This is a genomic window from Streptomyces sp. NPDC046915 (genome assembly GCF_040644935.1).
Classification (GTDB): domain Bacteria; phylum Actinomycetota; class Actinomycetes; order Streptomycetales; family Streptomycetaceae; genus Streptomyces.
Genome location: NZ_JBEYXB010000011.1, coordinates 121133 through 147380, shown reverse-complemented (window position 1 = coordinate 147380; position 26248 = coordinate 121133). Strand labels below are relative to the sequence as shown.

General features: G+C 73.2%; 21 protein-coding genes. 14 read left to right on the top strand and 7 right to left on the bottom strand.

What is annotated here, in order from left to right; all coding sequences use genetic code 11:
* Nucleotides 1-17 precede the first annotated feature (17 nt).
* Entirely contained in the window at nt 18-1544 is a 1527-nt protein-coding gene (locus ABZ915_RS27730; RefSeq protein ID WP_361808702.1) for a M23 family metallopeptidase, read from the bottom strand.
* Nucleotides 1545-1799: 255 nt separating this feature from the next.
* Nucleotides 1800-2663, bottom strand: a complete 864-nt coding sequence (locus tag ABZ915_RS27725; RefSeq protein ID WP_361808699.1) for an alpha/beta fold hydrolase — start codon at nt 2661-2663, stop codon at nt 1800-1802.
* Nucleotides 2664-2959: 296 nt separating this feature from the next.
* On the opposite strand from ABZ915_RS27725, the gene ABZ915_RS27720 reads away from it, so the two are divergent.
* Nucleotides 2960-3376, top strand: a complete 417-nt coding sequence (locus tag ABZ915_RS27720) for a cobalamin B12-binding domain-containing protein (protein ID WP_361808696.1) — start codon at nt 2960-2962, stop codon at nt 3374-3376.
* A 38-nt stretch (nt 3377-3414) separates the two neighbouring features.
* Here ABZ915_RS27720 and ABZ915_RS27715 read toward each other — a convergent pair whose 3' ends face one another.
* A complete protein-coding gene (locus ABZ915_RS27715; RefSeq protein WP_361808693.1) occupies nt 3415-5070 on the bottom strand; it encodes a DUF5691 domain-containing protein in 1656 nt (551 codons plus the stop codon).
* A 97-nt stretch (nt 5071-5167) separates the two neighbouring features.
* On the bottom strand, nt 5168-6526 hold the full coding sequence (locus ABZ915_RS27710; protein WP_361808690.1) for an SWIM zinc finger family protein: 1359 nt from the start codon (nt 6524-6526) through the stop codon (nt 5168-5170).
* Between the two features lie 132 nt (nt 6527-6658).
* On the opposite strand from ABZ915_RS27710, the gene ABZ915_RS27705 reads away from it, so the two are divergent.
* The 7 genes from ABZ915_RS27705 (at nt 6659) to sucD (ending at nt 16166) form a co-directional block, all read left to right on the top strand.
* The gene (locus ABZ915_RS27705) at nt 6659-7804 is read left to right on the top strand and encodes an AAA family ATPase (RefSeq protein ID WP_361808687.1); all 1146 of its coding nucleotides are present in this window, start codon (nt 6659-6661) and stop codon (nt 7802-7804) included.
* Entirely contained in the window at nt 7801-10197 is a 2397-nt protein-coding gene (locus ABZ915_RS27700) for a DUF5682 family protein (protein ID WP_361808684.1), read from the top strand. The genes ABZ915_RS27705 and ABZ915_RS27700 overlap by 4 nt, the downstream gene beginning before the upstream one ends.
* Nucleotides 10194-11375, top strand: coding sequence for a VWA domain-containing protein (locus tag ABZ915_RS27695; RefSeq protein ID WP_361808681.1), 1182 nt, complete (start codon nt 10194-10196; stop codon nt 11373-11375). The genes ABZ915_RS27700 and ABZ915_RS27695 overlap by 4 nt, the downstream gene beginning before the upstream one ends.
* A gap of 125 nt (nt 11376-11500) precedes the next feature.
* Nucleotides 11501-12340, top strand: a complete 840-nt coding sequence (locus ABZ915_RS27690) for a hypothetical protein (protein WP_361808678.1) — start codon at nt 11501-11503, stop codon at nt 12338-12340.
* 155 nt (nt 12341-12495) lie between these two features.
* On the top strand, nt 12496-13617 hold the full coding sequence (locus ABZ915_RS27685; RefSeq protein ID WP_361808675.1) for a hypothetical protein: 1122 nt from the start codon (nt 12496-12498) through the stop codon (nt 13615-13617).
* A gap of 421 nt (nt 13618-14038) precedes the next feature.
* Nucleotides 14039-15220, top strand: coding sequence for an ADP-forming succinate--CoA ligase subunit beta (gene sucC / locus ABZ915_RS27680; protein WP_361808672.1), 1182 nt, complete (start codon nt 14039-14041; stop codon nt 15218-15220).
* Nucleotides 15221-15248: 28 nt separating this feature from the next.
* Complete coding sequence (sucD, locus tag ABZ915_RS27675; RefSeq protein WP_361808669.1) at nt 15249-16166, top strand: succinate--CoA ligase subunit alpha; 918 nt, start codon at nt 15249-15251, stop codon at nt 16164-16166.
* Nucleotides 16167-16296: 130 nt separating this feature from the next.
* Here the strand turns inward: sucD and ABZ915_RS27670 are convergent, their stop codons facing one another.
* Nucleotides 16297-17115 (bottom strand): sigma factor-like helix-turn-helix DNA-binding protein, encoded by an 819-nt coding sequence (locus ABZ915_RS27670; RefSeq protein ID WP_361808666.1) that lies wholly within the window; start codon nt 17113-17115, stop codon nt 16297-16299.
* 113 nt (nt 17116-17228) lie between these two features.
* Between ABZ915_RS27670 and ABZ915_RS27665 the strand changes: the two genes are divergently transcribed.
* Nucleotides 17229-18866: a DUF6350 family protein gene (locus ABZ915_RS27665; protein ID WP_361809097.1), complete on the top strand. Its 1638-nt coding sequence runs from the start codon at nt 17229-17231 to the stop codon at nt 18864-18866.
* Nucleotides 18867-18920: 54 nt separating this feature from the next.
* Here the strand turns inward: ABZ915_RS27665 and ABZ915_RS27660 are convergent, their stop codons facing one another.
* Nucleotides 18921-19703: a hypothetical protein gene (locus ABZ915_RS27660; protein WP_361808663.1), complete on the bottom strand. Its 783-nt coding sequence runs from the start codon at nt 19701-19703 to the stop codon at nt 18921-18923.
* A gap of 287 nt (nt 19704-19990) precedes the next feature.
* Between ABZ915_RS27660 and purN the strand changes: the two genes are divergently transcribed.
* Both purN and purH read left to right on the top strand, forming a co-directional pair.
* Entirely contained in the window at nt 19991-20620 is a 630-nt protein-coding gene (purN, locus tag ABZ915_RS27655) for a phosphoribosylglycinamide formyltransferase (protein ID WP_361808660.1), read from the top strand.
* A complete protein-coding gene (purH, locus tag ABZ915_RS27650; protein WP_361808657.1) occupies nt 20617-22206 on the top strand; it encodes a bifunctional phosphoribosylaminoimidazolecarboxamide formyltransferase/IMP cyclohydrolase in 1590 nt (529 codons plus the stop codon). Before purN ends, purH begins: the two co-directional genes overlap by 4 nt.
* A 143-nt stretch (nt 22207-22349) precedes the next feature.
* On the opposite strand, the gene ABZ915_RS27645 is transcribed toward purH, so the two are convergent.
* On the bottom strand, nt 22350-22961 hold the full coding sequence (locus ABZ915_RS27645; protein WP_361808654.1) for a hypothetical protein: 612 nt from the start codon (nt 22959-22961) through the stop codon (nt 22350-22352).
* 273 nt (nt 22962-23234) lie between these two features.
* Between ABZ915_RS27645 and ABZ915_RS27640 the strand changes: the two genes are divergently transcribed.
* The 3 genes from ABZ915_RS27640 (at nt 23235) to ABZ915_RS27630 (ending at nt 25924) form a co-directional block, all read left to right on the top strand.
* On the top strand, nt 23235-24089 hold the full coding sequence (locus tag ABZ915_RS27640; RefSeq protein ID WP_361808651.1) for a bifunctional methylenetetrahydrofolate dehydrogenase/methenyltetrahydrofolate cyclohydrolase: 855 nt from the start codon (nt 23235-23237) through the stop codon (nt 24087-24089).
* Between the two features lie 85 nt (nt 24090-24174).
* A complete protein-coding gene (locus ABZ915_RS27635) occupies nt 24175-24597 on the top strand; it encodes a DUF3017 domain-containing protein (protein WP_361809094.1) in 423 nt (140 codons plus the stop codon).
* A gap of 256 nt (nt 24598-24853) precedes the next feature.
* A complete protein-coding gene (locus ABZ915_RS27630) occupies nt 24854-25924 on the top strand; it encodes a DUF2690 domain-containing protein (protein ID WP_361808648.1) in 1071 nt (356 codons plus the stop codon).
* The last annotated feature ends 324 nt before the right edge of the window (nt 25925-26248 follow it).

The window sequence follows — 26248 nt, the reverse complement described above, 5'->3', positions numbered from 1 at the left end:
GCGCGGCCCCCGGGGGCCTACGTCGGGTCGAGCCCGTGGCTGCGCAGCCACGGCAGCGGGTCTATGGCCGCTCCGCCGCCCGGCCGGACCTCGAAGTGCAGGTGCGGGCCGGTGGAGTTGCCGGAGTTCCCGGAGTACGCGATGGGCGTACCGGCCTTGACGCTCGTGCCGGCGGGAACCCGGTAACTGGAGAGGTGGCAGTACCAGGTCTGCGTGCCGTCCTTCGCCGTCAGGATCAGCATGTTGCCGTAGGCGCTGTTCCACTTCGTCGAGACGGTGCCGTCGGTCGCCGCCATCACCGTCGTGCCGTACGAGACGGGGAAGTCGATGCCGGTGTGCACCGACATCCAGTTCACGCCCGCCTGGCCGAAATAGGCGCTGAGCCCTTTCTGCGTGACCGGGAGGACGTACTTGGGGCGCAGCCGCTCCTTGCGGGCCGCCTCCGCGGCCGCCGCCTTCTTGTCGGCCTCCTGCTGGGACTTGAGGTCGATGCGTTCCTGCGTCCGGCTGGCCCGGTCGGCGAAGTCGTCGGCGCCGGCGGAGAGGGTCCTGAGCTGCGAGTCCAGCTTGCTGTTGGCGGCGGACGGTTTCACCGCATGTGTGTCCGAAGCGCTGGCCGTGGTGTCCTTGCCGCCGCCGTCGGTCAGGCTGCCGACGGAGGCGGCGGCGATCCCGGCCACCCCCATCACGCAGACCGAGGGCACGGCGACGGTCAGCAGGGCGGAGCGCTTGGGAGGCGTACGGCGACGGGAGCGGGCCGCGCTGCGGGAGCCCGGCCGGGGCGGCGCCGGGGTGACCTCTTCCTGGTCGTCGAGCAGGGGAGCGACGCCGGGCAACTCACCGGTGGCGGACAACTCGTCGCCGTCCGCGACGGGTTCCGCCTCGACGTCGTTCTCGTAGCTCTCCTCGTAGTTTTCCTCGTACCCCTCGTAGGAGACCTGCTCGAAGGTGGCGGTCCCCTGCTGGTCGAAGGACTGCTCGAAGGGCTCGGGTTCGGTGGCCGCGGCGGAGCCGTCGGAGTTCCACTGCGTGGCGTCGTACGCGCCGGTGTCGAAGGTCTGTGTGCCCCACTCCCACTGCTGGGTGTGGTCGGGCGCGGCCCCGGACTGGTCGGGCTGGAGCCAGGCGTTCGCTTCCCACTGGCCGCTGACGTCCGGGGACGTCGCCTGGTGCGGGATGCCGGCGAACTGCTGCTGGCCGGTCGTCCAGGCGGTGGCGTCGTAGGCGCCGGAGTCGTAGACGGTGTGGTGCTGGGCCGCGTACGGGTCGTAGTGCGCGCTCTGGCCGGCGCCGGTCGTCCACTGCGTGGTGTCGTACGCGCCGGTGGTGTGGCCCTGGCCCGGGAGATTGCCGAAGAGCGGGTCGGAATCGAAGGTCGCGGTGGCGTGGGCGCCGGTCTCGAAACCGGTGGCGCCGTACCCGTCGTACGTGGTGAAGTCGCCGTACTGGGTTTCCTGGCCGCCGTGGGTCGCGTAGTGCGCGGAGGCGGCGTCGGAAGCCGAAGCCGGGGTGGTCATGGTCCCCGACGGGTGACGGTCGTTCACCAACTTCTCTTTCGCCTCGACAACAGGGGCTGGCAGAGCAGTGCGGCGACTGTACCCGGCGGTACGCGGGCGCGACAATCTTCGGCCGGTTTCACGTTCGCGGGAAACGGGCATTCGGCCGTGTTTCGGGGGACGACGGGCGCGGGTTTGGCTTTGTGTTCGAAGGACGTTCGAAGCCGGATGGGTGTCGGCCCGGTAAACGGGCCGTCCCGGGCGGCTGTTGCACCGCCCGGTACGCGCGTGGCCGAGCCGGGATCAGGATGCGACCGTGAGGCCGTTCCGGCGCTTCGCCGCCCTTGCCGTCGGCCGCTCGCTGTCGAGGGCCTGCCGTATCCCGGCCGCGACGGCCGGATGCACCGGCAGGGCGAGATGCCCGATCCCCGTTACCGGCACATTCAGTGCCATCAGGTCGGGATGGTCGATACGGGCGGTTTCCAGCGGGTCCATCAGGGAGTCCAGGTCGCTCCAGAAGCTGACGAAGTACGTGCGGCAGCCGGGCGCCGGCCGGGTGAGCTCCTCGATCAGCTCGGAGTCGGGGCGCATCTGGCGCACGATCGGGTGCGCGTTCGCCAGCGGCACGGCCCGGGTGCCGCCGTGCGGGCTGCCCAGCGTCACGAGCGTACGGACCCGGTGGTCACCGCCGAGCCGCTGCACGTAGTAGCGAGCGATCAGCCCGCCGAGGCTGTGGCCCACCACGTCGACCTGCGGACTGCCGGTCCGCTCGCAGACCTCCTCTATGTGCCGGCCCAGCAGTTCCGCCGCGGCACGGATGTCCCGGGTCAGCGGCGAGTAGTTGAGCGACTCGATCCGCTGCCTGCCGTGCTGGAGGAGATTGCGGCGCAGCAGCAAGAAGACCGAGCGGTTGTCGACGAAGCCGTGCAGCAGGACGACCGGCGGCCGCTCCTGGACCGGCAGCTTCGCGCCGCCGTCCGGCACCGCCACGAGAGGGGAGCGGCGTTCCGGGAGGATGCCGGTCGGATACAGCAGCACATGCCCCGCGAGGATCGCGGCTTCCAGGGCGGTCGCCTTCAGGAGCGCCAGGGACAGGCCGGCGATTCTGTCCGGCACGAGACGGCGGCAGAGCGGGAGTATGGGGTCGAGTGCTCTGGTGACCATCATGGCCGGCCTCCTGTCGGCACGCCGGAGGACGGCTCCGCCCCCCGTGTGCGCTCATGGGATGCCACAAGAAGCGCGGTCGACGGGACACGAGTGGCCCGCGTGAGAGACGTGAGGCATGCGGCGCCCGCGGCGTCCTGCCCTACCTGCCCAACGTGCCTTTCGTGACCTCGTGGACCACGCCGCGGCTCCCTGACGTGTCCCACCGTGTGATTTCCCCCTCGGTCAGCGCCGTGAAACTGGTGGTTGCGGGATCCTGTAGATAACGTTCGTTCACTTCTCGCTTCATGGAGGCAGTCATGGGTGTGGCAGCCGGTCCGATCCGCGTGGTGGTCGCCAAGCCGGGGCTCGACGGCCACGACCGCGGCGCCAAGGTGATCGCGCGGGCGCTGCGCGACGCCGGTATGGAGGTCATCTACACCGGCCTCCACCAGACACCGGAGCAGATCGTCGGCACCGCGATCCAGGAGGACGCCGACGCGATCGGCCTGTCCATCCTCTCCGGCGCCCACAACACCCTCTTCGCGGCGGTCATCGACCTCCTCAAGGAGCGCGACGCCGAGGACATCCTGGTCTTCGGCGGCGGCATCATCCCCGAGGCGGACATCGCGCCCCTGAAGGCGAAGGGTGTGGCGGAGATCTTCACACCCGGTGCCACCACGGCGTCGATCGTGGAGTGGGTGCGGGAGAACGCGCGCCAGCCCGCGGAGGCGTAGCACCCGAGCCGGCTCGCCCGGCCGGGGCGGCGCGCCGGTCAGGGGACCTGGTGCCCCGGCGAGCGAGGGCACTGGGCCGCACCCAGCTCGTCCGCCATCGCCGCGCGCAGGCGCAACGTCGTGACGAGCCGCTGGAACGCCTCCGCCCAGTACCCTCCGGCCCCCGGCGACGCGTCCTCCGACTCGTCCGGCACCGCCAGCAGCCCGTCCAGTCGTGAGGCCTCCGCCGGGTCCAGACACCGCTCGGCCAGGCCCATCACGCCACTGAAACTCCATGGATAACTCCCCGCGTCCCGAGCGATGTTCAAGGCGTCCACCACCGCCCGCCCGAGCGGAGCGGCCCACGGCACCGCGCACATCCCGAGCAGCTGGAACGCCTCCGAGAGCCCGTGCGTCGCGATGAACCCAGCCACCCACGCGGCGCGTTCCGTCGCGTCCAGCGTGCCCAGCAGCTTGGCCCGCTCGGCCAGGGAGACCGCCCCGGGGCCACCCGCCTCGGGCGCCGACGGCGCTCCGAGCAGCACCCGGGACCACTCGGCGTCCCGCTGCCGCACCGCCGCGCGGCACCAGGCCGCGTGCAACTCGCCCAGCCAGTCGTCCGCGACCGGCAGCGCCACGATCTCCTGAGGTGTGCGCCCGCCGAGCCGTGCCGACCAGGTCCCGAGCGGTGCCGCTTCCACCAACTGGCCCAGCCACCACGACCTTTCTCCTCTACCCGTAGGAGGTTTGGGCACTACACCGTCTCTCTCCATCCTCGTGTCGCACTCAAGCGGTACTTCCACCACGATCGTCGCCCTGTCCCGCGTGTGATCGACGGCCACACAGGCCCCGGCCCGCACCGCCATCCGTGCGGAGAGCGCCGATCCCGGCAGCGCGGACAGCAACTCGGCGGCCGTCGCCCGTACGTTGCGGCTGCGGTCGGCCAGCGCCTGCTCCAGGAAGGGCTCGTCCTCCGCGGCGAGCCCCGTGCGCAGCGAGTCGAGGAACATCAGCCGGTCCTCCGCGCGCTCCGTCGCCCACGTGCCCGCCAGCAGCTCGCGCGCGACCGCCGGTCTGCCCGCCCGGACCGCCGCGAGCAGCGCGACCCGCTCGGCGAACAGCCCCTCCTCCCAGAGCCGTCGCACCCCGTCGGCGTCGTCCAGGGCCGGCAGCGCCGCGCCGCCACCGGGCGCCGCGCGCAGGGCGAACCGCCAGTCCGGGTTCAGCCGGGCCAGCCACAGTGCCCGCGCCCCCGCGAACTCCAGCACCGCCGCCCGCAGGTCCGTACGGCCCCGGGCCGCGTCCAGCAGTGCGGGCAGCGCCTGCGGGGGCGGAGCGTATCCGCGCGCGTTCGCCGCCGCGAGCCACTGGGGCAGCAGCTCCATGAGGTCGGGCGAGGTGCCCCGCCGGCCGCCCCCGCCCGTGCCGGGGCGGTCGGCCAGCAGCATCGCCAGCCTGCGCGCCGCCGGGGCGGGCAGTACGGGGCGCGGGTCCTCGGGCGCCGGTTCCGGCCGCCGGGCCGCCGGTGCGGGACGCAGCCCGGCCCGCCGCCGTACGGTCTCCACGGCCGCCGCGTCCAACAGCGCCACCGGGGCCTCCCGTCCGGGCGCGCCCCCGGCCGGTGGACGCCGGTCGGTACCGAGCAGGGCCGCGGTGACGAGCTCCTCCCACACGCCCGCGACGGGCGTGTCCGCCGGAGCGGGGGTGCTGTTCATGACGTGCCTCTCGGTCGGGGGCGGTGCGGCGAAGCGGTTGAACGGTCACCCACGCCGGGTGTCCCTCGGGACGGGCGATATGCGTACGTTCGCCCGGTCAGCACAGCGCCACCGCCTCTCCCACCCCCGCCGCCCAGGCCGTCAGGGGAGTGAAGCCCCGGTGGCCGCACTCGCCGAAGACCTTGACGGGAGCGCCGCCGGAGAGGGCGACGAGGCGCCACAGGCCCGGTCGGGAGCGGGCGGTGGGAGTGAGGGGGAGCGCCGAGTCGGTGCCGGCGTCCACCAGTTGCCAGGAATCACCGGCAGGGGCCGGGACGACCCGGTCCAGCGTGACCGGAACCGCGTCCAGCCAGGGATCGGCCCGCAGCGCCTCGCCGTACCGCGCGGCCGACTCGGCCGTGGTCAGACCCGGCGGCCGGATCGCCGCGGGCGCGGGCGCGGCGAACCGCTCGCCCAGCGCCGCCCGCGGCTGCCCGGCACCCGGGTACGCGGACACCTCGGCGTCCAGGGCCAGCCCGACCGGCAGCGCCAGCTCCGGGGGGCGGCCGGCCGCGCCGTACGACAGCAGCAGAGCCGTACGGCCCGACTCGGCGCCGTACAGCCATATCCGGCGCGTGGTCAGCTTCGGGTCGGAGGTGTCGTACTGGGCGAGGACGAGCCAGCGGTCGCGCACCGGCGGGCCGTCCGCCGAGGCGGGCAGACCGACGCGGGAGCGGACCGTCGCCGCGAGGCCGTCCGGAAGCCGCTCGCGGCGCAGCCAACCCTGGTCGAGCAGGTGCAGCAGCGCGCACTCCTCCAGCAGCCGCACCGGCCAGCCCGGCCCGGACGCCGGTATCGCCCCCAACTCCCGCACCCGGGCGGCCAGCCCCGGCGCCTGGGCGTCGACCATGCGGGCCGCGGTCTCCTCCCACAGTCCGTACCCCGCCGACTCCGCCGAGGCGAGGCCGCCGCGCAGCAGGTCCGCCAGCCGCTGCTCCAACTCCGTCGCGCCCGCGGTGACCCGCTCGGCCCGGCGCTCCGCCCGGCGCCGGGCCGCCTCCGGATCGGCGGCCCCGGAACCGGAACCGCCAACGTCACCCGCCCGTTTGTCCTCCGAGCGCTTACGTCTGCCCGAGATCCACTGCTCCGCCCAGTCCGGTGCCTGCGCCGCCCCCGGCACCGCGCCGTCCCCGCCCGCCCACAGCAGCAGCAGGCCGAGCGCGTGCTTGCACGGGAACTTCCGGCTCGGGCACGTGCACTTGTACGCCGGCCCGGCCGCGTCCGCGATGTCGACGACCGTCTGATACGGCCTGCTGCCACTGCCCTTGCACAGCCCCCACACCGTCCCCTCGTCGGCACTGCCCGTCTCGGACCACGGCCCGGCCACGCCGAGCTTGCTCCCCGCCTTGCGTGACGCGGCGTCAGGCGCCAGTGCCAGCACCTGCTCCGCGGTCCAGCGCACCCCCTGCTCAGTCATGCCAACGACGGTAGATCCCGCCACTGACAATCGGCCCTGCGAGCCCGTCTGTGCAGGTCAGAGCGATTGTCAGTGGCGTGGTGCAGGGTTGGTCACAGATCCGAACCGGCCGAGCTGGAGGGGGCCTCAGCCATGTCTGTGTCCGTGGAAGCGACGTCCGTGGAACCGACGTCCGTGCAGGCGCATGGGAAGCAGCCGGCCGACGAACTCAGGCCGCACGCCGAGGACGCCTTCGCGGCCGAACTCGCCGCGCTGGCCGCGCAGGACGACCGCCCGCGCCCGGCCCGCTGGAAGCTGTCGCCGTGGGCGGTCGCCACATATCTGCTCGGCGGCACGCTGCCGGACGGCACGGTGATCACGCCGAAGTACGTGGGCCCGCGCCGCATCGTCGAGGTCGCCGTCACCACGCTCGCCACCGACCGCGCGCTGCTGCTGCTCGGCGTGCCCGGCACCGCCAAGACCTGGGTGTCCGAGCACCTGGCCGCCGCCGTCAGCGGCGACTCGACCCTGCTCGTGCAGGGCACGGCCGGGACCCCGGAGGAGGCCATCCGCTACGGCTGGAACTACGCGCAGCTGCTCGCCCACGGCCCCAGCCGGGACGCCCTCGTGCCGAGCCCGGTCATGCGGGCCATGGCCGAGGGCATGACGGCCCGCGTCGAGGAGCTGACCCGCATCCCGGCCGACGTGCAGGACACGCTGATCACGATCCTGTCGGAGAAGACGCTGCCGATACCGGAGCTGGGGCAGGAGGTGCAGGCCGTCCGCGGGTTCAACCTCATCGCCACGGCCAACGACCGCGACCGAGGGGTCAACGACCTGTCCAGCGCCCTGCGCCGCCGTTTCAACACGGTGGTGCTGCCGCTGCCGGAGAGCGCCGACGCCGAGGTCGACATCGTCTCCCGCCGCGTCGACCAGATCGGCCGCTCCCTCGACCTGCCGGCCGTGCCCGACGGCATCGACGAGATCCGCCGCGTCGTGACCGTCTTCCGCGAACTGCGCGACGGGATCACCGCCGACGGCCGTACGAAGCTGAAGTCGCCCAGCGGCACGCTCTCCACCGCCGAGGCCATCTCGGTCGTCACGAACGGCCTCGCGCTGGCCGCGCACTTCGGCGACGGCGTGCTGCGGCCGGCCGACGTGGCCGCGGGCATCCTCGGCGCCGTCGTCCGCGACCCGGCGGCCGACCGTGTCATCTGGCAGGAGTACCTGGAGACGGTCGTCCGCGAGCGGGACGGCTGGAAGGACTTCTACCGGGCCTGCCGGGAGGTGAGCGCGTGAACGACACCCGACGGCCGGGGGCATCGGCCGCCGGACCGCTGCTGCTCGGCGTGCGGCACCACGGGCCGGGGTCGGCGCGGGCGGTGCGGGCCGCGCTGGAGGCGGCCCGGCCGGAGGCGGTGCTGATCGAGGGACCGCCCGAGGCCGACGCCCTGATCGCGCTGGCCGCCGACGACCGCATGCGGCCCCCGGTCGCGCTCCTCGCCCACGCCGTGGACGACCCCGGCCGCTCGGCCTTCTGGCCGCTGGCCGAGTTCTCCCCGGAGTGGGTGGCGATCCGCTGGGCCCTGGCACACGGGGTGCCGGCCCGCTTCATCGACCTGCCCGCCGCCCACACGCTGGCGTGGGAGAGAGAAGAAGGAAGAGAACAAAGCAGAGAACGAAGCAGAGAACAGGGGAGAGAAGAAGGAGAGGCGGATGACCTCCGCCTCGACCCCCTGGCCGTGCTCGCCGAGGCCGGTGGCTACGACGACCCCGAGCGCTGGTGGGAGGACGTCGTCGAGCACCGGGGCGCGGGCGACCGGGACCCCTTCGCGCCGTTCGCCGCGCTTGAGGAGGCCATGGGGGCGCTGCGGGAGCGGTACGGCACCGGCGGGCACGCCCGGGACCCCGTGCGGGAGGCGTACATGCGCCTCCAGGTGCGGGCCGCCCAGCGGGAGTTCGGGGACGAGGTGGCCGTGGTGTGCGGGGCGTGGCATGTGCCCGCGCTGCGGGAGAAGACCTCCGTCGCCGCGGACCGGGCGCTGCTGAAGGGGCTGCCCAAGGTCAAGGCGGACATGACCTGGGTGCCGTGGACGCACCGCAGACTCGCCCGGGCCGGCGGGTACGGCGCGGGCATCGACTCGCCGGGCTGGTACGGGCACCTGTTCACCGCGCCGGACCGGCCGGTGGAGCGGTGGCTGACCAGGGTCGCGGGGCTGTTGCGCGAGGAGGACCGGATCGTCTCCCCGGCGCATGTCATCGAGGCGGTGCGGCTGGCCGAGACGCTCGCCGCGATGCGCGGCCGCCCGCTGGCCGGCCTGAGCGAGACCACCGACGCGGTGCGCGCGGTGATGTGCGAGGGCTCGGACGTGCCGCTGGCCCTGGTGCACGACCGGCTGGTGGTCGGGGACGTGCTGGGCGAGGTGCCCGAGGGGGCGCCGGCGGTGCCGTTGCAGCGGGACCTGGCCCGGGAGCAGCGCCGGCTGCGGCTCAAACCCGAGGCGCTGGAGCGGGAGCTGGAGCTCGACCTGCGCAAGGAGACCGACGCCGGACGGAGCCGGCTGCTGCACCGGCTGCGGCTCCTCGGCGTCGACTGGGGCGAGCCGGCGGCCTCGCGGGGCAGCACGGGCACGTTCCGGGAGACCTGGCGGCTGCGCTGGGAGCCGGAGCTGTCCGTGCGGGTGGCCGAGGCCGGGGTGTGGGGTACGACCGTGGTCGCCGCCGCGACGGCCAGGGCCGAGGCGGACGCCCTGGCCGCCCGGTCCCTCGCCGACGTCACCGCCCTCGCCGAGCACTGCCTGCTGGCCGAACTGCCCGACGCCCTGCCCGTGGTGATGCGCGTGCTCGCCGACCGGGCCGCGCTGGACACCGACGTCGGCCACCTGGCGCAGGCCCTGCCCGCCCTGGTCCGCTCCCTGCGCTACGGCGATGTGCGCGGCACCGGCACCGAGGCTCTCGCCGAGGTCGCCGCGGGCCTCGCCGAGCGGGTCTTCGTCGGCCTGCCCCCGGCCTGCGCCGCACTGGACGCCGACGCGGCCGAGGAGATGCGCGGCCATGTGGACGCCGTGCACGGGGCGGTGGCCCTGCTCGCGGAGGCGGCCGTACCCGGACACGGCGACCTGCGACCGCGGTGGCGCGCGGTGCTGCGGACCCTGTCCGCGCGGGACGCCGTGCCCGGGGTGATACGGGGTCGTGCGGTGCGCGTCCTGCTGGACGAGGGCGAGTTGGGTCAGGACGAGGCGGCCCTGCTGATGGGGCTCGTGCTGTCGCCGGGGACGCCGCCCGCGGACGCCGCCGCGTGGATCGAGGGCTTCGTCGGCGGCGGGGGCGGGATGCTGCTGGTGCACGACGAGCGGCTGCTCGGCCTGGTCGACGCCTGGCTGACCGGGGTGCCCGCGGAGGCCTTCACGGACGTACTGCCGCTGCTGCGGCGCACGTTCTCGGCGTACGAGGCGGGCGTGCGCAGGACGCTCGGGGAGCTGGTGCGGCGCGGGCCTGGTGCCGCGGGGAGCGCGACGGCCACCGGCGGGGGCATACCCGGCTTCGCGGCCGAGCTCGACCCGGACCGCGCGGACGCGGTGCTGCCGGTGGTGCGGCTGCTGCTGGGCCTGTACGAAGACGGAGCGGCCGACGCGGCCGGCGCCTATGGCGCGTCCGCCGACGACAACGACCTGGTGGGGGTGGGCACATGACGAGCGAGCCGGCGCATGCCGACGACCCGGCCCGGGAGCGGCTGCGGCGCTGGCGGCTGGTCCTCGGGGGAGACGCGGCCGACGGCACCGGATGCGCCCTCTCCGGGCGGGACGCGGCGATGGACGGGGCGCTGACCGCGCTCTACGGCAAGGGCGACCGGTCGCGGACGGGCCGGGACCGGGCGGCGGGGCTCGGGGCGTCGGCGCCGTCCGTGGCGCGCTGGCTCGGGGACATCCGTACGTACTTCCCGTCCTCCGTCGTCCAGGTCATGCAACGGGACGCCATCGACCGGCTCGGGCTGGCCACGCTGCTGCTCGAACCGGAGATGCTGGAGGCGGTCGACGCCGACGTGCACCTCGTCGGCACGCTGCTCTCGCTCAACAAGGCCATGCCGGAGACGACGAGGGAGACGGCACGGGCGGTCGTGCGCAAGGTCGTCGAGGACCTGGAGAAGCGGCTCGCCACCCGCACCCGGGCCACGCTCACCGGCGCCCTCGACCGCAGCGCGCGGGTCAGCAGACCGCGTCACCACGACATCGACTGGAACCGCACGATCGCCGCCAACCTCAAGCACTACCTGCCGGAGTACCGGACGGTCGTGCCGGAGCGGCTCATCGGCTACGGGCGTGCCTCGCAGTCGGTGAAGAAGGAGGTGATCCTCTGCATCGACCAGTCCGGTTCGATGGCGGCGTCCGTCGTCTACGCGTCCGTGTTCGGGGCGGTGCTCGCCTCCATGCGGTCGATCAGCACACGGCTCGTCGTGTTCGACACGGCCGTCGTCGACCTCACCGACCAGCTGGACGACCCGGTCGACGTCCTCTTCGGCACCCAGCTCGGCGGCGGTACGGACATCAACCGCGCGCTCGCCTACTGCCAGTCGCAGATCACCCGGCCCGCGGAGACGGTGGTCGTGCTGATCAGCGACCTCTACGAGGGCGGCATACGCGACGAGATGCTCAAGCGGGTCGCGGCGATGAAGGCGTCGGGGGTGCGGTTCGTGGCGCTGCTCGCGCTGTCGGACGAGGGGGCGCCCGCCTACGACCGGGAGCACGCGGCCGCGCTCGCCGCGCTGGGCGCACCGGCGTTCGCCTGTACGCCGGATCTGTTCCCGGAGGTGCTGGCGGCGGCGATCGAGAAGCGCCCGCTGCCCATACCGGACGTGACGGACCGAATATGACCAACCGGATATGACTACCCATCGGTAACAGGGGGCTTGCGCAACCTCGGGCGGGCCGTGCGAGGATCGACGGCGCATCCCGTCGACCCCTCAGCCCGTCCCGTCGCACGAAGGATCCTCCGCTCTTGACCTGGCCGGCAGCCCTGTCCGGTGCCGCTGTGCGCGTCCTGCGCACGGCGGCCGGCCGGCGTGCCCTGCAACTGGCGCTGCTGGTCGGCGGCTTGTTCGCACTCGGTTTCCTCTGCGGTGAACAGGCGCATGCGGCCGAGAGGACGACACCGGGCGCGACGGCGTCGTCGGCGTCGTCGGTGTCAGCGGTGTCGCCGGTGGCCTCCGTGACCACCGAGGATGTCGTACGGTCCGTCAGCGCTCAGGTCACCCGGCCGGTCGGTGGCGTCGTCGGCACGGTGACCCGGGACCTGGACGAGGCGCGGGCGAAGGCACCGTCGTTGCCCGAGCTGCCCGCTCTGCCGAAGCTGCCCGCCGAACCCTCGCTGCCCTCGCCACCGGTCGTCGAGGTGCCCGAACCGCCGCTGCCGGGCGGCCCGGGAGTGTCCCCGTCCCCGGGGACCGCGTCCGCCGGACACGTCGGCGCGGCGGTCCGTACGGAGGCCCGTCAGGACTCCCGTACCGGGCGCCGTACCGAGCCCCGTGCGACGGTGACCGCGCCCCAGGGGCCGCGCGTCGCCCCGGATGTCGGCGCACCGGTCACTCGGGCGCACTCCGGCGGCCCGCGCACCGGGGACCGGGCCGGTGCCCCCTCTCGCCCCGAGCCGGCCGGAGACCCGGACGGGGTGCTCGCCGACCGGGCGGCGGTCGACGGCGGCATGTCACGCCATGCCGACGCGTATGCCGTCACCCCTGACCACCGGGCGCCGCTGCGTCTGACGTCCGGTGCCATCGCGCGCGGCGACGCGCCCGGGACCCGGGACAGGCACCGGGACATCCCCGTCTTCCCCGGCTAGGGCTCCCTCCCCGAGGCAGAAACGGCCATTTCTCCCGCCGTGGACCTGCCGCGCGGGGGCGGAACAGGTCTGCCCGCCCGTCCGGACATCCCCCAGTCCTCCGGACGGAAGCCGCTCACAAGACGTCCCGGAACCCTGAAGGAACTGACGCACACATGAACAAGAACATCCGCCGCTCCATCGTCATAGCCGCCGGTGTCTCCGGCGCGTGGGCGCTCGGCTCGGCCGTCGCCAGCGCCGACGAACTGCCCGCCTCGGCCCTCTCCGCGCCGGACACGGCCGCCGGCACCCCGAGCGCCGACACCCCCAGCACCGACACCCCGAGCACCGCCAAGGTCCAGGCGGCCCCGAAGATCAAGGCCGCACAGGCCGCCCAGGCCATCAAGGGCGCTCGGGCGGCCCGCGCCGCGCGGACCGCGACCGCGACCGCCGGCACGGTGGCCCACACCGTCACCGAGGCCGCCCCCACCCGTACCGCCCCGCAGGGCGAGGTCGACTACCTCTTCGGCCCCCTCTCCTCCTTCGCCCCCGAGCTGGACGAGACGACCGCCTCCGTCCTCCCGCCGGTTGCCGGGACCGCCGTGCGGGGCGCCGGCCCCGTCGCCGATCACGCCGTGGCCGCCGCCACGGGACTGCCACACGGCGTGGTCGCCGATGTGCCGCCGTACGCCACCGGTGTCACCGGGCAGGTCGCCCGTGACACCACGGACGCGGTGCTGCCGCCGGTCGCGAACACCGCCGTGCACGGGGTCGTGCCGGTCGCCGGGGAGGCCGTCGGGGACGCGGGGACGCTGGCGTACGGCGTCGTGGGCGACGTGCGGCCCTTCGCGGGCGGGGTCGCCGGTCAGGTGCCGCCGCTGGCGTACGGGGTGACCGGGCAGGTGGGGCCCTTCGCGCAGGGTGCCGTGGGGGAGGTGCCGCCGTTCGCCGACGGGGTCACCGGGGCCGTCCGGCAGGTGGCCGACCCGGTCGCCGGCAGCGCCACGACGCTGGCCCACGGGGTGGCGGGTGACGTCGCTCCGTTCGCCGGCGGGGTCGTCGGCGAGGCCGACCCCTTCGCCCGGCAGGTCGCCGGTCAGGTGCCGCCCTTCGCGCAGGACCTCACCGGGACCGTCCGGGCCGGCGCCGCTCCGCTCGCCGGGCACGCGGCCGGCGGCGTGACGGGCGTGGCCGAATCCGCGCTTCCGGGATATGTCCATGACACGGGGTACACGCACACCGCGCACACCACGCAGAACCCGCACAACGTGCACGACGGGCACACGTACAGCGTCTGAGGAGGCCCGTCCCGACCGACTCCGTGGGGTTGAACGGCCCGGACGGCCGAATGCCGTCGGTCCGACCGGCCGGCAACCTCACGGACCCGGGAGGTTGGTCCCCATTGGGGTGGGGATCAGCCGCCCACGGCCCTGAAAGGGCCATTTCAGAGGCCTCACCGGGTCAACCCCAGCCCGGTGAGGCCTCGCCGTTCCGGCACGCCGTGCCAGTGAGCGCGGCATCATGTGACAGGTATCACCGCTCAGGTGTGACCCTCGATTTAGGGACCCCCGGGAAGCGGCGATAACCTGCGAGACGGACATGCCGCGCGCTCGGACACCGTGTGCGCTTCCCCAGTGACCCAGGCGGACGTCACGTTGCCCTTCGCGGCACGCCCACGCATCCAACGAACCGCGAGATCACTGATAGGGACGGAAGCGCGTGGACCTGTTCGAGTACCAGGCGAGGGACCTCTTCGCCAAGCACGATGTACCGGTGCTGGCCGGTGAAGTCATCGACACGCCTGAGGCGGCGCGCGAGATCACCGAGCGGCTTGGCGGCAAGTCCGTCGTCAAGGCGCAGGTGAAGGTCGGTGGTCGCGGCAAGGCCGGTGGCGTCAAGCTGGCCGCCTCCGCGGACGAGGCCGTCGCCCGTGCGACGGACATCCTCGGCATGGACATCAAGGGCCACACGGTCCACAAGGTGATGATCGCCGAGACCGCCCCGGAGATCCTCGAGGAGTACTACGTCTCCTTCCTCCTCGACCGTGCCAACCGCACCTTCCTCTCCATCGCCTCCGTCGAGGGCGGCATGGAGATCGAGGAGGTGGCGGCCACCCGCCCCGAGGCCGTCGCGAAGATCGCGATCGACGCCATCGACGGCGTGGACGAGGCCAAGGCCCAGGAGATCGTGGCCGCGGCCAAGTTCCCGGCCGAGGTCGCCGACAAGGTCGCCAACGTCCTCGTCAAGCTGTGGGACACCTTCATCAAGTCGGACGCCCTCCTGGTCGAGGTCAACCCGCTTGCGAAGGTCGCCTCCGGTGAGGTCATCGCCCTCGACGGCAAGGTGTCGCTCGACGAGAACGCCGAGTTCCGCCACCCCGAGTACGAGGAGCTCCACGACAAGGACGCGGCCAACCCGCTGGAGGCCGCCGCCAAGGCGAAGAACCTCAACTACGTCAAGCTCGAGGGCGAGGTCGGCATCATCGGCAACGGCGCCGGTCTCGTCATGAGCACCCTGGACGTCGTCGCGTACGCCGGTGAGCAGCACGGCAACGTCAAGCCGGCCAACTTCCTGGACATCGGCGGTGGCGCCTCCGCCCAGGTCATGGCCAACGGTCTGGAGATCATCCTCGGCGACCCGGACGTCAAGTCCGTCTTCGTCAACGTCTTCGGTGGCATCACCGCCTGCGACGAGGTCGCCAACGGCATCGTCCAGGCCCTGAAGCTCCTGGAGGACCGCGGCGAGAACGTCACCAAGCCGCTCGTCGTCCGCCTCGACGGCAACAACGCCGAGCTGGGCCGGCAGATCCTCACGGACGCCAACCACCCGCTGGTGCAGCGCGTCGACACCATGGACGGGGCGGCCGACAAGGCCGCCGAGCTGGCCCACGCCGCCAAGTAAGCACTCAGGACGAGGACACCAACACACCATGGCTATCTGGCTCAACAAGGACAGCAAGGTCATCGTCCAGGGCATGACCGGCGCCACGGGCATGAAGCACACCAAGCTCATGCTCGGTGACGGCACCCAGGTCGTGGGCGGCGTGAACCCGCGCAAGGCGGGGCAGACCGTGGACTTCGACGGCACCGAGGTACCCGTCTTCGGGACCGTCAAGGAGGCCATCGACAAGACCGGCGCCAACGTCTCCGTCATCTTCGTGCCGGAGAAGTTCACCAAGGACGCGGTCGTCGAGGCCATCGACGCCGAGATCGCGCTGGCCGTCGTGATCACCGAGGGCATCGCCGTGCACGACACGGCCGCCTTCTGGGCGTACGCCGGCAAGAAGGGCAACAAGACCCGGATCTACGCCGGCAAGAAGGGCAACAAGACCCGGATCATCGGCCCGAACTGCCCCGGCATCATCACCCCGGGCCAGTCGAACGTCGGCATCATCCCGGGCGACATCACCAAGCCGGGCCGTATCGGCCTGGTGTCGAAGTCCGGCACGCTGACGTACCAGATGATGTACGAGCTGCGTGACATCGGCTTCTCGACGGCCGTCGGCATCGGTGGTGACCCGATCATCGGCACCACGCACATCGACGCCCTCGCCGCGTTCGAGGCCGACCCCGACACCGACCTGATCGTCATGATCGGTGAGATCGGCGGCGACGCCGAGGAGCGGGCCGCGGACTTCATCGCGAAGAACGTGACCAAGCCGGTCGTCGGCTACGTCGCGGGCTTCACCGCGCCCGAGGGCAAGACCATGGGCCACGCGGGCGCCATCGTCTCCGGTTCGTCGGGCACCGCCCAGGCGAAGAAGGAGGCCCTGGAGGCCGCGGGCGTCAAGGTCGGCAAGACGCCGACCGAGACGGCGAAGCTGGCGCGGGAGATCCTGGCCGGCTGAGGCAGGCCGACCGAGCGCCGGTAGGCCCGTTCCCCGAGATGAGGGGGCGGGCCTACCGCCTTTTCACGCCGCGGCACCGCTTTGCTCCGCGGCACCGCTTTGCTTTGCGGAAACGTTTCACTCCGCGGGATCACCCCGGCACCGGCAGCAGCCTCGCCGGTCCGTGCGCCGACTCCTGGCGCAGTTTGTCCCGCAGGGTCAGCTCGTTCGCCGACAGCGGGCCCAGGGCCGCTCTCGGCGGTACGCCCCGCACCGCCTGGGCCGCGCCGGGGGGTTTGTCGAAGTGGGTCGGAGCGGTCCGCAGCGTGAGTGTGGTCGCGCCGACGACCGAGGCCGTCAGAGCGATCGCGGCCCGGGTCCAGCGGCGGACCCGGCGTTCGCCGAGCGACCGCACCACCGTCGGCCCGGCGGCCCGCAGCCGATCGGTGGAGGCCAGTTCGGCCAGCCGCCGGTGCAGCAGCCGGCAGTCCGCCAGTTCCGGGATCCGCGCGGCCACCGCGGCGCGGGCGCGCGTCAGCCGGCGGGCCGCCGCCGGTGTGCTCGCCTCCGTCTCCGCCGCGGTCTCCGGCAGGTCGAGGCCGACACCGTCGTACAGCAGGAGCGTGCGGCGGTACGGCGGCGGGAGCCTCAGCAGCGCGTCCAGCAGGGCGCGGTCGGCGGCGCCGGCCGGGGGCGGGTCGGGGCGGCGGAGCAGGCGGAAGCGGTGCCAGGGGGAGAGCGCGCACTCGTACGCGGTGGCCCGTACCCAGCCCGCCGGATCCCGGTCCCGGGCCACCTCCGGCCAGCGCTGCCAGGCGAGCTCGAAGGCCCGCTCCACGGCGGCACGGGCCGATTCGCGCCGCCCGGTGAGCAGGTACGTCTGCCGTACGAGGGCGGGGGCGCAGAACTCGTACAGCGCGTCGAAAGCCTGAGCGGGCGTCAGGGCGGCGCCGGTCTGACGCGGCGTCATCGGTCAGCCCTCCAGAGGAAAAAACACATAAACATATATTGAGCGACACTTCGGTGGTTCGCCTGTTACGCCCGTAAAGCGCGTGTCGTTGGGAGCATGGCGGCGTGACGCAGATGACCGTTCGCCGACCGTCGTTGTCGTTCTTGCTCACCCGGCTGCGTGACCGGTCGCCCGGACTGGCCGCGAGCCTCCTGGCCGGCGCGGTCGCGGCCGGGCTCGGCCTCGGCTGCTTCGCCGTGCTCGTGATGGTTCTGTGGGTCAGCTCCCCGTACCCCGACAGCGGACCGGGCGGCGCGCTGCACGTCGCCGCCGCGCTGTGGCTGCTCGCGCACGGCGTCCTGCTGGTCCGCACCGAGACGCTCTCCGGCGTCCCCGCACCCGTCGGCGTCACCCCGCTGCTGCTCCTCGTGCTGCCGGCCTGGCTGCTGTACCGGGCGGCGCGGGACGCGACGGACGCGCCGGCCGACGCCGACGGCCCGCCGCCGGTCGCCGCGCCCACGGCGTGGACGGGCGTCGTCCTCGGCTACCTCGGGGTCGGCACCGGCGCCGCGCTGTACGCCTCGGGCGGTGCGCTGCGGCCCGTCTGGGAGTGGGCGGCGGTGTGTCTGCCGCTCGTCGCGGTGGCCGCGGCGGGCGCGGGAGTGTGGTCGGCGTACGGCCGTCCGCGCGAGCCCCTGCTGAGCGTGCTGGCGCTGCTGCCGGGGTTCCTGCGCCGCCGGGCCCTGGCTCCCGGCGGCCGGGCCGGGCTCCGGGCGGCCGTGCGGGCGGCGCTGACCGGGACGGCGGTGCTCCTCGGCGGCGGGGCGGTGCTGCTCGGGGTGTCACTGGCGGGGCACGGCGCGGCGGCCCGCGTCTCCTTCCTGCAACTGACGGAGGGCTGGACGGGACGGTTCGCCGTGCTCGTGCTGTGCCTCGCGCTGGCCCCCAACGCGGCGGTGTGGTCGGTGGCCTACGCCCTCGGCCCCGGGTTCGCGCTCGGTGCCGGACACCCGGTCGACCCGTTCGCCTCGCACCCCGCGCCGCTGCTGCCGCCGTTCCCGCTGCTCGCGGCGGTACCGGACGCGGCCCTCACGATGCCGTGGAACTGGGCCGCCAGGGCGGTGCCGGTGGCGGCGGGGGTGACGGTCGCCTGCTTCGCGGCGCGGGCCGGGGAGCGCCGGGCGCGCTGGACCCCCGCGCGGGCCGCCGGGACGGCCCTGCTGGCGGCCGTGTTGTGCGGGGCGGTGTTCGCCCTCCTGGCGAAGCTGGCGGGCGGCCCGCTCGGGGTGGCGGCGCTGGCCCGGTTCGGGCCGGTGTGGTGGCAGGTCGGCGGCGCGGTGGCGGCGTGGCTCGCGGCGGTGGCGGTGCCGGTGTCGATGGTGGTGCGGTGGTGGCGGGGACGGGCTTCGCGGGCGACGGTGGAAGGGGAGCCCGAGGGATCGGCGCGGGCGGGGACCGCGGAGGCCTCGAAGTGGGAGGGGGCCCTGAAGTGGGAGGAGGCTGTGAAGTGGGAGGAGGCGTCGAAGGCCCGGGAGGCGATGCCGGCGCCGGCGCCCGAGTCGTCCGTCTACGACAGCGCCCTGGACGCCTATGACGTACTGCCGGCCGAGGCACCGAGCCGACCTGTTCCGCCGCCCCCGGCCGCGTACATCCCGCCGGCCCCGACCGCGGAGCCGACGCCGGCCGCCTCGCCGACCGCGTCCACGACACCATCCCCGGCCACCCCGGCCACCCCGCCGGCTCAGCCGGCCCGACCGGACGACGACGAGTGACCCCGTTCGTCGCCTGCCCGCCTGCCCGCCCGCCCGCCCGCTCCGAGCGAGCAGTCAGCCGTTGTTCTGCCCCAGCAGCCCCCGCAGCTCCTGCGGCAGCAACTGCTTGCAGGTCTGCTTGGCCTCGTTGGTGAGGGAGTCGTTCACGCACGTGTAGTAGTCGCGGTAGGCGAGCTGGGCCGTGAAGGTGGCCGCCACGAGAGCCAGGGCCAGGGCGCCGGTGACCACGCCGCTGATCGCCGCCGTGGTCTGGGGGCGACCGCCGCCGGTCTGCGGGGCCGGGGTGTCCGGGTCGGGCCTGCGGGGCTTGGCGCGCAGGGCGCTGATGCCCCAGTAGAGGGCGAGGGCGCCGAGCAGCAGGGCCACGTACGGCCAGCTGAACAGGGCGAAGAAGAAGGCCCACATGCCGCACAGCAGCGCGTAACGGGCGTGGCGCTGGGCGGGGTCGGTGGGGTCCCAGCGCAGGTTGGGGCCGGGGCCGCCGCCCTGGCCCTCGGGGCCGCCGCCGGGGCGCTCGCCGAAACCGCCGGGGGAGCGGCCGGGCTGGCGGTCGCTCCACTGGCTGCCCCACGGGGAGTGGCCGTTGTCGCCGGAGCCCGGCGAGCCCTCGGAGCCCGAGGGACGGCGGGGCCGCCAGGGCCGGTCCGGGGTGCCCTCCGGCGGTGGGGCGAAGGGGTTGTCGTCCGTCGGCGCATCATCCTGGCCTTCACCGTCAGGCCGGCCCGAGGGCGCGTCGGGCGGTGAGGCGGGCCGCTCCCGCAGCAGCACGGAGCCCCGCTCCCTTCCCTGTTCCGGCTGCGGGGGGAACGTGAGGAGTCGCAGGCTGCGGTCCGGCATCAAGTGAGCGTCTTCCCCTAGATGAATACGGCTGTCAGAAGATGAATACGGCTGTCAGACGTGGGCTTCACTGAAGGGAACGCGCCGCGTGACGGCCGCGTTCCCGACCAGCTCTCCCCAGACGCTACCTTCCGGCCACGCCCCCGTCCCGTGGGGGCCGTCCCATGTGCCGGTATCGTTGCTGGCGGTCGGCCGCTTCGTAGACTTCCCCGTATCCCGGGGCGCGAAGCATTCGTATGAACGGACAAGCCGCCCGTACAACCGCTTCCCCGAGAAAGGGCCCCACCGTGGCCGCCAAGCCCGTGGCCAAGCGCCTCGTCGTGCTGGTCTCCGGATCCGGCACCAATCTCCAGGCGCTGCTGGACGAGATCGGCCGCGTCGGCCCCGGGGCCTACGGCGCCGAGGTCGTGGCCGTCGGTGCGGACCGGGAGGACATCGAAGGGCTCGCCCGCGCCGAGCGGGCCGGACTCCCCACCTTCGTGTGCAAGGTCAAGGACCACGCGAACCGCGCCGAGTGGGACGCGGCCCTCACCGAGGCCGTCACCGCGTACCGGCCCGACCTCGTCGTCTCCGCCGGGTTCATGAAGATCGTGGGGAAGGAGTTCCTCGCACGGTACGGCGGGCGGTTCGTGAACACCCATCCCGCCCTGCTGCCCAGTTTTCCGGGAGCCCACGGCGTGCGGGACGCGCTCGCGTACGGCGCCAAGGTCACCGGCTGCACCGTCCACTTCGTCGACGACGGCGTCGACACCGGACCGATCATCGCGCAGGGCGTGGTCGAGGTCCGGGACGAGGACGACGAGAGCGCTCTGCACGAGCGCATCAAAGAAGTCGAGCGAAGACTGCTCGTCGAGGTCGTGGGGCGGATCGCCCGCAACGGCTATCGCATCGAGGGACGAAAGGTAGTTATCCAGTGACCGCCGAGAGCAACAAGCGGCCCCTTCGCAGGGCGCTCGTCAGCGTCTACGACAAGACCGGCCTGGAAGAGCTGGCCCGCGGGCTGCACGAGGCCGGTGTCGAGCTGGTGTCCACCGGTTCCACCGCCGGCCGCATCGCCGGCGCCGGCGTCCCCGTCACCAAGGTCGAGGAGCTCACCGGCTTCCCCGAGTGCCTCGACGGCAGGGTCAAGACCCTGCACCCCAAGGTCCACGCGGGCATCCTCGCCGACCTGCGCCTCGACAGCCACCGCGAGCAGCTCGCCGAGCTGGGCGTGGAGCCGTTCGACCTCGTCGTCGTCAACCTCTACCCCTTCCGCGAGACCGTCGCCTCGGGCGCCTCGCCCGACGAGTGCGTCGAGCAGATCGACATCGGCGGTCCGTCGATGGTCCGCGCCGCCGCCAAGAACCACCCGTCGGTCGCCGTGGTCACCAGCCCCGCGCGGTACGCGGACGTCCTCGCCGCGGCCACGGACGGCGGCTTCGACCTCGCCACCCGCAAGCGGCTGGCCGCCGAGGCCTTCCGGCACACGGCCGAGTACGACATCGCGGTCGCGAGCTGGTTCGCGAGCTCCTACGCGCCCCTCGACGCTGGAGCCGACAGCGGCTCCGCCGCGGGGCTGTTCCCCGACTTCCTCGGCGCCACCCTGGAGCGCAAGAACACCCTCCGCTACGGCGAGAACCCGCACCAGCCCGCCGCGCTCTACGTCGACGGCACGGGCGTCGGTCTCGCCGAGGCCGAGCAGCTGCACGGCAAGGAGATGTCGTACAACAACTACACGGACACGGACGCCGCCCGCCGTGCCGCGTACGACCACGACGAGCCCTGCGTCGCGATCATCAAGCACGCCAACCCCTGTGGCATCGCGGTCGGCGCGGACGTCGCCGAGGCGCACCGCAAGGCGCACGCCTGCGACCCGCTGTCCGCGTTCGGTGGTGTGATCGCGGTCAACCGACCGGTGTCGAAGGAGCTGGCGGAGCAGGTCGCCGAGATCTTCACCGAGGTCATCGTCGCGCCGGACTACGAGGAGGGGGCCCTCGAAGCCCTCGCCAAGAAGAAGAACATCCGGGTGCTCAAGGCCCCGGCCGCGCCCTCCCACCCCGCCGAGGTCAAGCCCATCGACGGCGGTGCGCTGCTCCAGGTCACCGACCGGCTCCAGGCCGACGGCGACGACCCGGCCAACTGGACGCTGGCGACCGGTGAGGCGCTCGACGCCGAGGAGCTGGCGGAGCTCGCCTTCGCCTGGAGGGCGTGCCGGGCCGTGAAGTCCAACGCCATCCTGCTCGCCAAGGACGGCGCCTCGGTCGGTGTCGGCATGGGTCAGGTCAACCGGGTCGACTCCGCGAAGCTGGCCGTCGAGCGGGCCGGCGCCGAGCGCGCCCAGGGCTCGTACGCCGCCTCCGACGCGTTCTTCCCGTTCCCCGACGGCCTGGAGATCCTGACGGCGGCCGGCGTCAAGGCCGTGGTCCAGCCCGGCGGCTCGGTCCGTGACGAACTGGTCGTGGAGGCTGCCCGTAAGGCGGGCGTGACGATGTACTTCACGGGCACGCGCCACTTCTTCCACTGACCCGCAAGAGCTGACCCGCAAGAGCTGACCCGCAAGCGCTGATCCGGAACCACTGACCCGGAACGCACCAGGGCCGTGTCCCCCCTCGCGGGTGGGACACGGCCCTTGGGACGTGCGGTGGTCCGCCGCTTCAGAACCCCGGGTCAGTACTTCGGGCGGTTGAACCAGGCCGAGGCCGCGCCGTTGACCATGGACGCGAGGATGATCGCGCCGAAGGCGAGGGAGATGACGCCACCGAAGGTGCCGGAACCGCCCGCGCCCTTCACGATGTTGACCAGGCTGCCGAGCAGCATCAGCGACGAGTACACGATCGTCGTGATGCGGATGCCGCTGCCGCCGTTCTTGAACTTCACGCCCAGGAAGATCGACAGGGTGCCCAGTGCCAGCATCAGCAGGGCGAACGCGATGAGGACGCCGGTGGCCGTCTTGGTGTCGTCACCCGAGCCGAAGCCGTTGGAGGCGTCCTGCGCGGCGCCGGCCGCGATGCCGAGGAACAGGCCCACCAGGAACTGGAGGCCGGCGATGATGAACAGCAGGACCCGGGCGGTCTTGATCAGGCCCGGCATCTCCATCGGGGCGCCGTAGCCGTAGCCCTGCGGGACCGGCGGGGCGGCGGGGTAGCCGTAGCCGGGCTGCACGGGGGGAGCGGACGGGTAGCCGTAGCCCGGCTGGCCCTGCGGCGGCTGCTGGGGCGGGTAACCGGGGGGCTGGCCCTGAGGCGGGCCGTAGGGGTTGTTGGGGTCGCCGAAGCTCATGGCCGGTGTTTCCTCCGTTGCTTCAAGTGCGGGGACGACGCGCGGCACGGTGCGGAGGAAAGTTCTACAGATGCGGTCCGTCCCCCCGGTACTGCCCGCGGCACTGTCTCCTCATCGTTCTTTAGCAGGCTCTTACTTGTCCAGCCGCATTCGCGATGTGTTGTGCAAGTGCAACATCATCGATCAAGGCCGGACATGGGTGGCGGTAACCGGAAACCGTCGCCGGGACCCCCGGATTGGAACAGGGGGGCTGTCATCCGCGAGGATGGGACCATGACCGCCCAGATTCTCGATGGCAAGGCCACCGCAGCCGCGATCAAGTCCGATCTGACCGCCCGCGTGGCGGCGCTGAAGGAGAAGGGCGTCACGCCCGGCCTCGGCACGATCCTGGTCGGGGACGACCCCGGCAGCCAGAAGTACGTAGCCGGCAAGCACCGCGACTGCGCCCAGGTGGGCATCGCCTCCATCCAGCGCGAGCTGCCCGGCACGGCGACGCAGGAGGAGATCGAGGCGGTCGTCCGGGAGCTGAACGAGGACCCCGCGTGCACCGGCTACATCGTCCAGCTCCCGCTGCCCAAGGGCATCGACGAGAACCGCGTCCTGGAGCTGATGGACCCGGCCAAGGACGCGGACGGCCTGCACCCGATGAACCTCGGCCGGCTCGTCCTCAACGAGCCGGCCCCGCTGCCCTGCACCCCCAACGGCATCCTCACCCTGCTGCGCCGCCACGGCGTGGAGATCAAGGGCGCCGAGGTCGTGGTCGTCGGCCGCGGTGTGACCATCGGCCGCCCGATGCCGCTGCTGCTCACCCGGCGCAGCGAGAACGCCACGGTGACCCAGTGCCACACGGGCACGCGGGACCTGTCGGCGCACCTGAAGCGGGCGGACATCATCATCGCGGCCGCCGGTGTGGGCCACCTGATCCGGCCCGAGGACGTCAAGCCGGGCGCGGCCGTCCTCGACGTCGGCGTCTCCCGTGACGCCCAGGGGAAGATCGTCGGCGATGTGCACCCCGGGGTCGCCGAGGTGGCCGGCTGGCTCTCCCCGAACCCGGGCGGCGTGGGCCCGATGACCCGCGCGGAACTGCTCGTCAACGTGGTCGAGGCGGCGGAGCGCAGTGCCGGCTGAGGACACCCACGACACCCGCGACACGCACGGCACCCGCGACACCGGCGAGACGCACGACAGCGCGGAGCCGACCGTCCGGGACGCGATCAGCGCGCCCGACGCCGAGGGGCGGCCGAAGCGGGTCACGCGCCGCTTCCCGCTGTTCACCCGGGACACCGCGCGGCCCGAGGGCGGCGGCCGGGCCGCCTCCGGTGCCGCGCCGGCACCGGCCCGGCAGTGGCCGATGATCGCGGTCACCGCCCTGGTCGCGCTCGGTCTGCTGCTGACCGCGTTCGACCTGTTCCGGCTGGGCACCCTGATCATCGGTTCGGCCCTGCTCGCGGGTGCCGCACTGCGCTGGGTCCTGCCCGGCGTCGGCATGCTCGCGGTCCGCTCCCGCTTCACGGACATAGTCACCTACGGCGTGCTCGGCCTCGCGATCGTCCTCCTGGCGTTGATGGCGCAGCCCAAGCCGTGGCTGGAGATCCCCGTCCTCAAGGACACGCTGCACTTCACGATGACCCACTAGGCCGCGCCGTACGCCGCTTCCCTATGCCGCTTCCCCACTTCGGGTGACTACTTCGTGGATATGCCGCGAAGTAGTCATACAACCGGGCTAATGTGTCCAATCGGACGGTCCGGTGCACCCGTGCGCCCCCCGCCCGGCAACCGCGCCCCGGAGTGGACCCATCCCTGTGGGTAGCCAGAACGGGGACTGGAGGGCGCCCCCGCCCGTGGGGGCGGCGTGGGGCGAACGGCACCGACTGGGGAAGAGGGGGGAACCGATGCCTCGTTGGAAAGCCTTGCCGGACGAGCTCGATCCACAGGTGAAGGAGTTCACCGGGCAGTTGCGGCGGCTGGTGGACCGCGGCGGACTGAGCATCGCGGCGCTGGCCGACCGCACGGGCTACAGCAAGACGTCCTGGGAGCGTTACCTCGGCGGCCGGCTCCTCGCGCCCAAGGGGGCGGTCGTCGCGCTCGCCGAGGTGACGGGCACCGATCTTGCGCATCTGACCACCATGTGGGAGCTGGCCGAGCGCGCGTGGAGCCGCTCGGAGATGCGCCACGACATGACCATGGAGGCGAGCCGGATCTCCCAGGCGCGGGCCGCGCTCGGGGAGTTCGGGCCGCCCGCGGCGAACGGGAGCGGCGGTACCAGGGCCGCCCGCTTCGGCGGCAGCGCGACCGTGACCCCGGGCATCGCCGGTCCCGCGGGCGTGTCGCCCACGATCCCGCCCCAGCCGACGGCCCCGGACGCGGACGCGCGGGAGGCCGCCGGGAACGGCAGCGTCCCGAACGGCAGGGCGGCGCCGGGCTCGTACGGTGCGCACGGGGAGCCCTCACGGCAGCCCGACGGCCCCTCGGAGGGCAGACGACGGCTGACGATGTTCCTCGCGGGCGCCCTCGCCGCGCTCGCCGTGATCGCCGCCGTCTTCTTCCTCACCGACGGCGGTGGCAAGGGCGCCGAGGGCGCGGCCGGGTCGCCCTCCCCGTCCGCCGCCACCCGCCACGACCTGCCCGCGGGCGTGAAGTGCGCGGGCGGCGACTGCACCGGCAAGGACGCGGAGACCATGGGGTGCAGCGGCGATCGCGTCAGCACCGTCAAGACCGCCGCGGTCGGCACCACCGTCGTCGAGGTCCGCTACAGCAAGACCTGCCGGGCGGCGTGGGGCCGCATCACCGGCGCCGCACCGGGAGACACGGTGCAGGTCGGCGCGGGGGCACGCAAGGAGACCGGGTCCGTTGCGCGGAACGGGGACACGATCGCCTACACACCGATGACGGCCGTGCGCGACGCCTCCACGGTGAAGGCCTGCGTGACGCTGGTTTCGGGGCGGCGGGGCTGCACCAAGTAGTCCGGAGGAAAAGATTCAGGTCGGCACGCATGACCGCCGGATTTCCGGGCACGCGAACCGTACCCCCACGGGAGTCCGGCCACGGTCCCCCGATCGGCGGCCGTCTCTGTTCCTCCTCTCCCGGACAGGCGGCCGCCTTTTCGGTGTGCGCGCGGCGGCAGCGGCACGCCGCGCGGCGGCTTGTGGGGTGGGCCACACGGGCCCCGGCCGTTCGCCATCCCGGATGCGCGATAGCCTGATCGCTGATCTCTCTTGACGCCAAGAGATCGATCATTTGTACGTCCCACCCGGGGCAGGGACGCCCCACCGCCAGCTGTCATACGG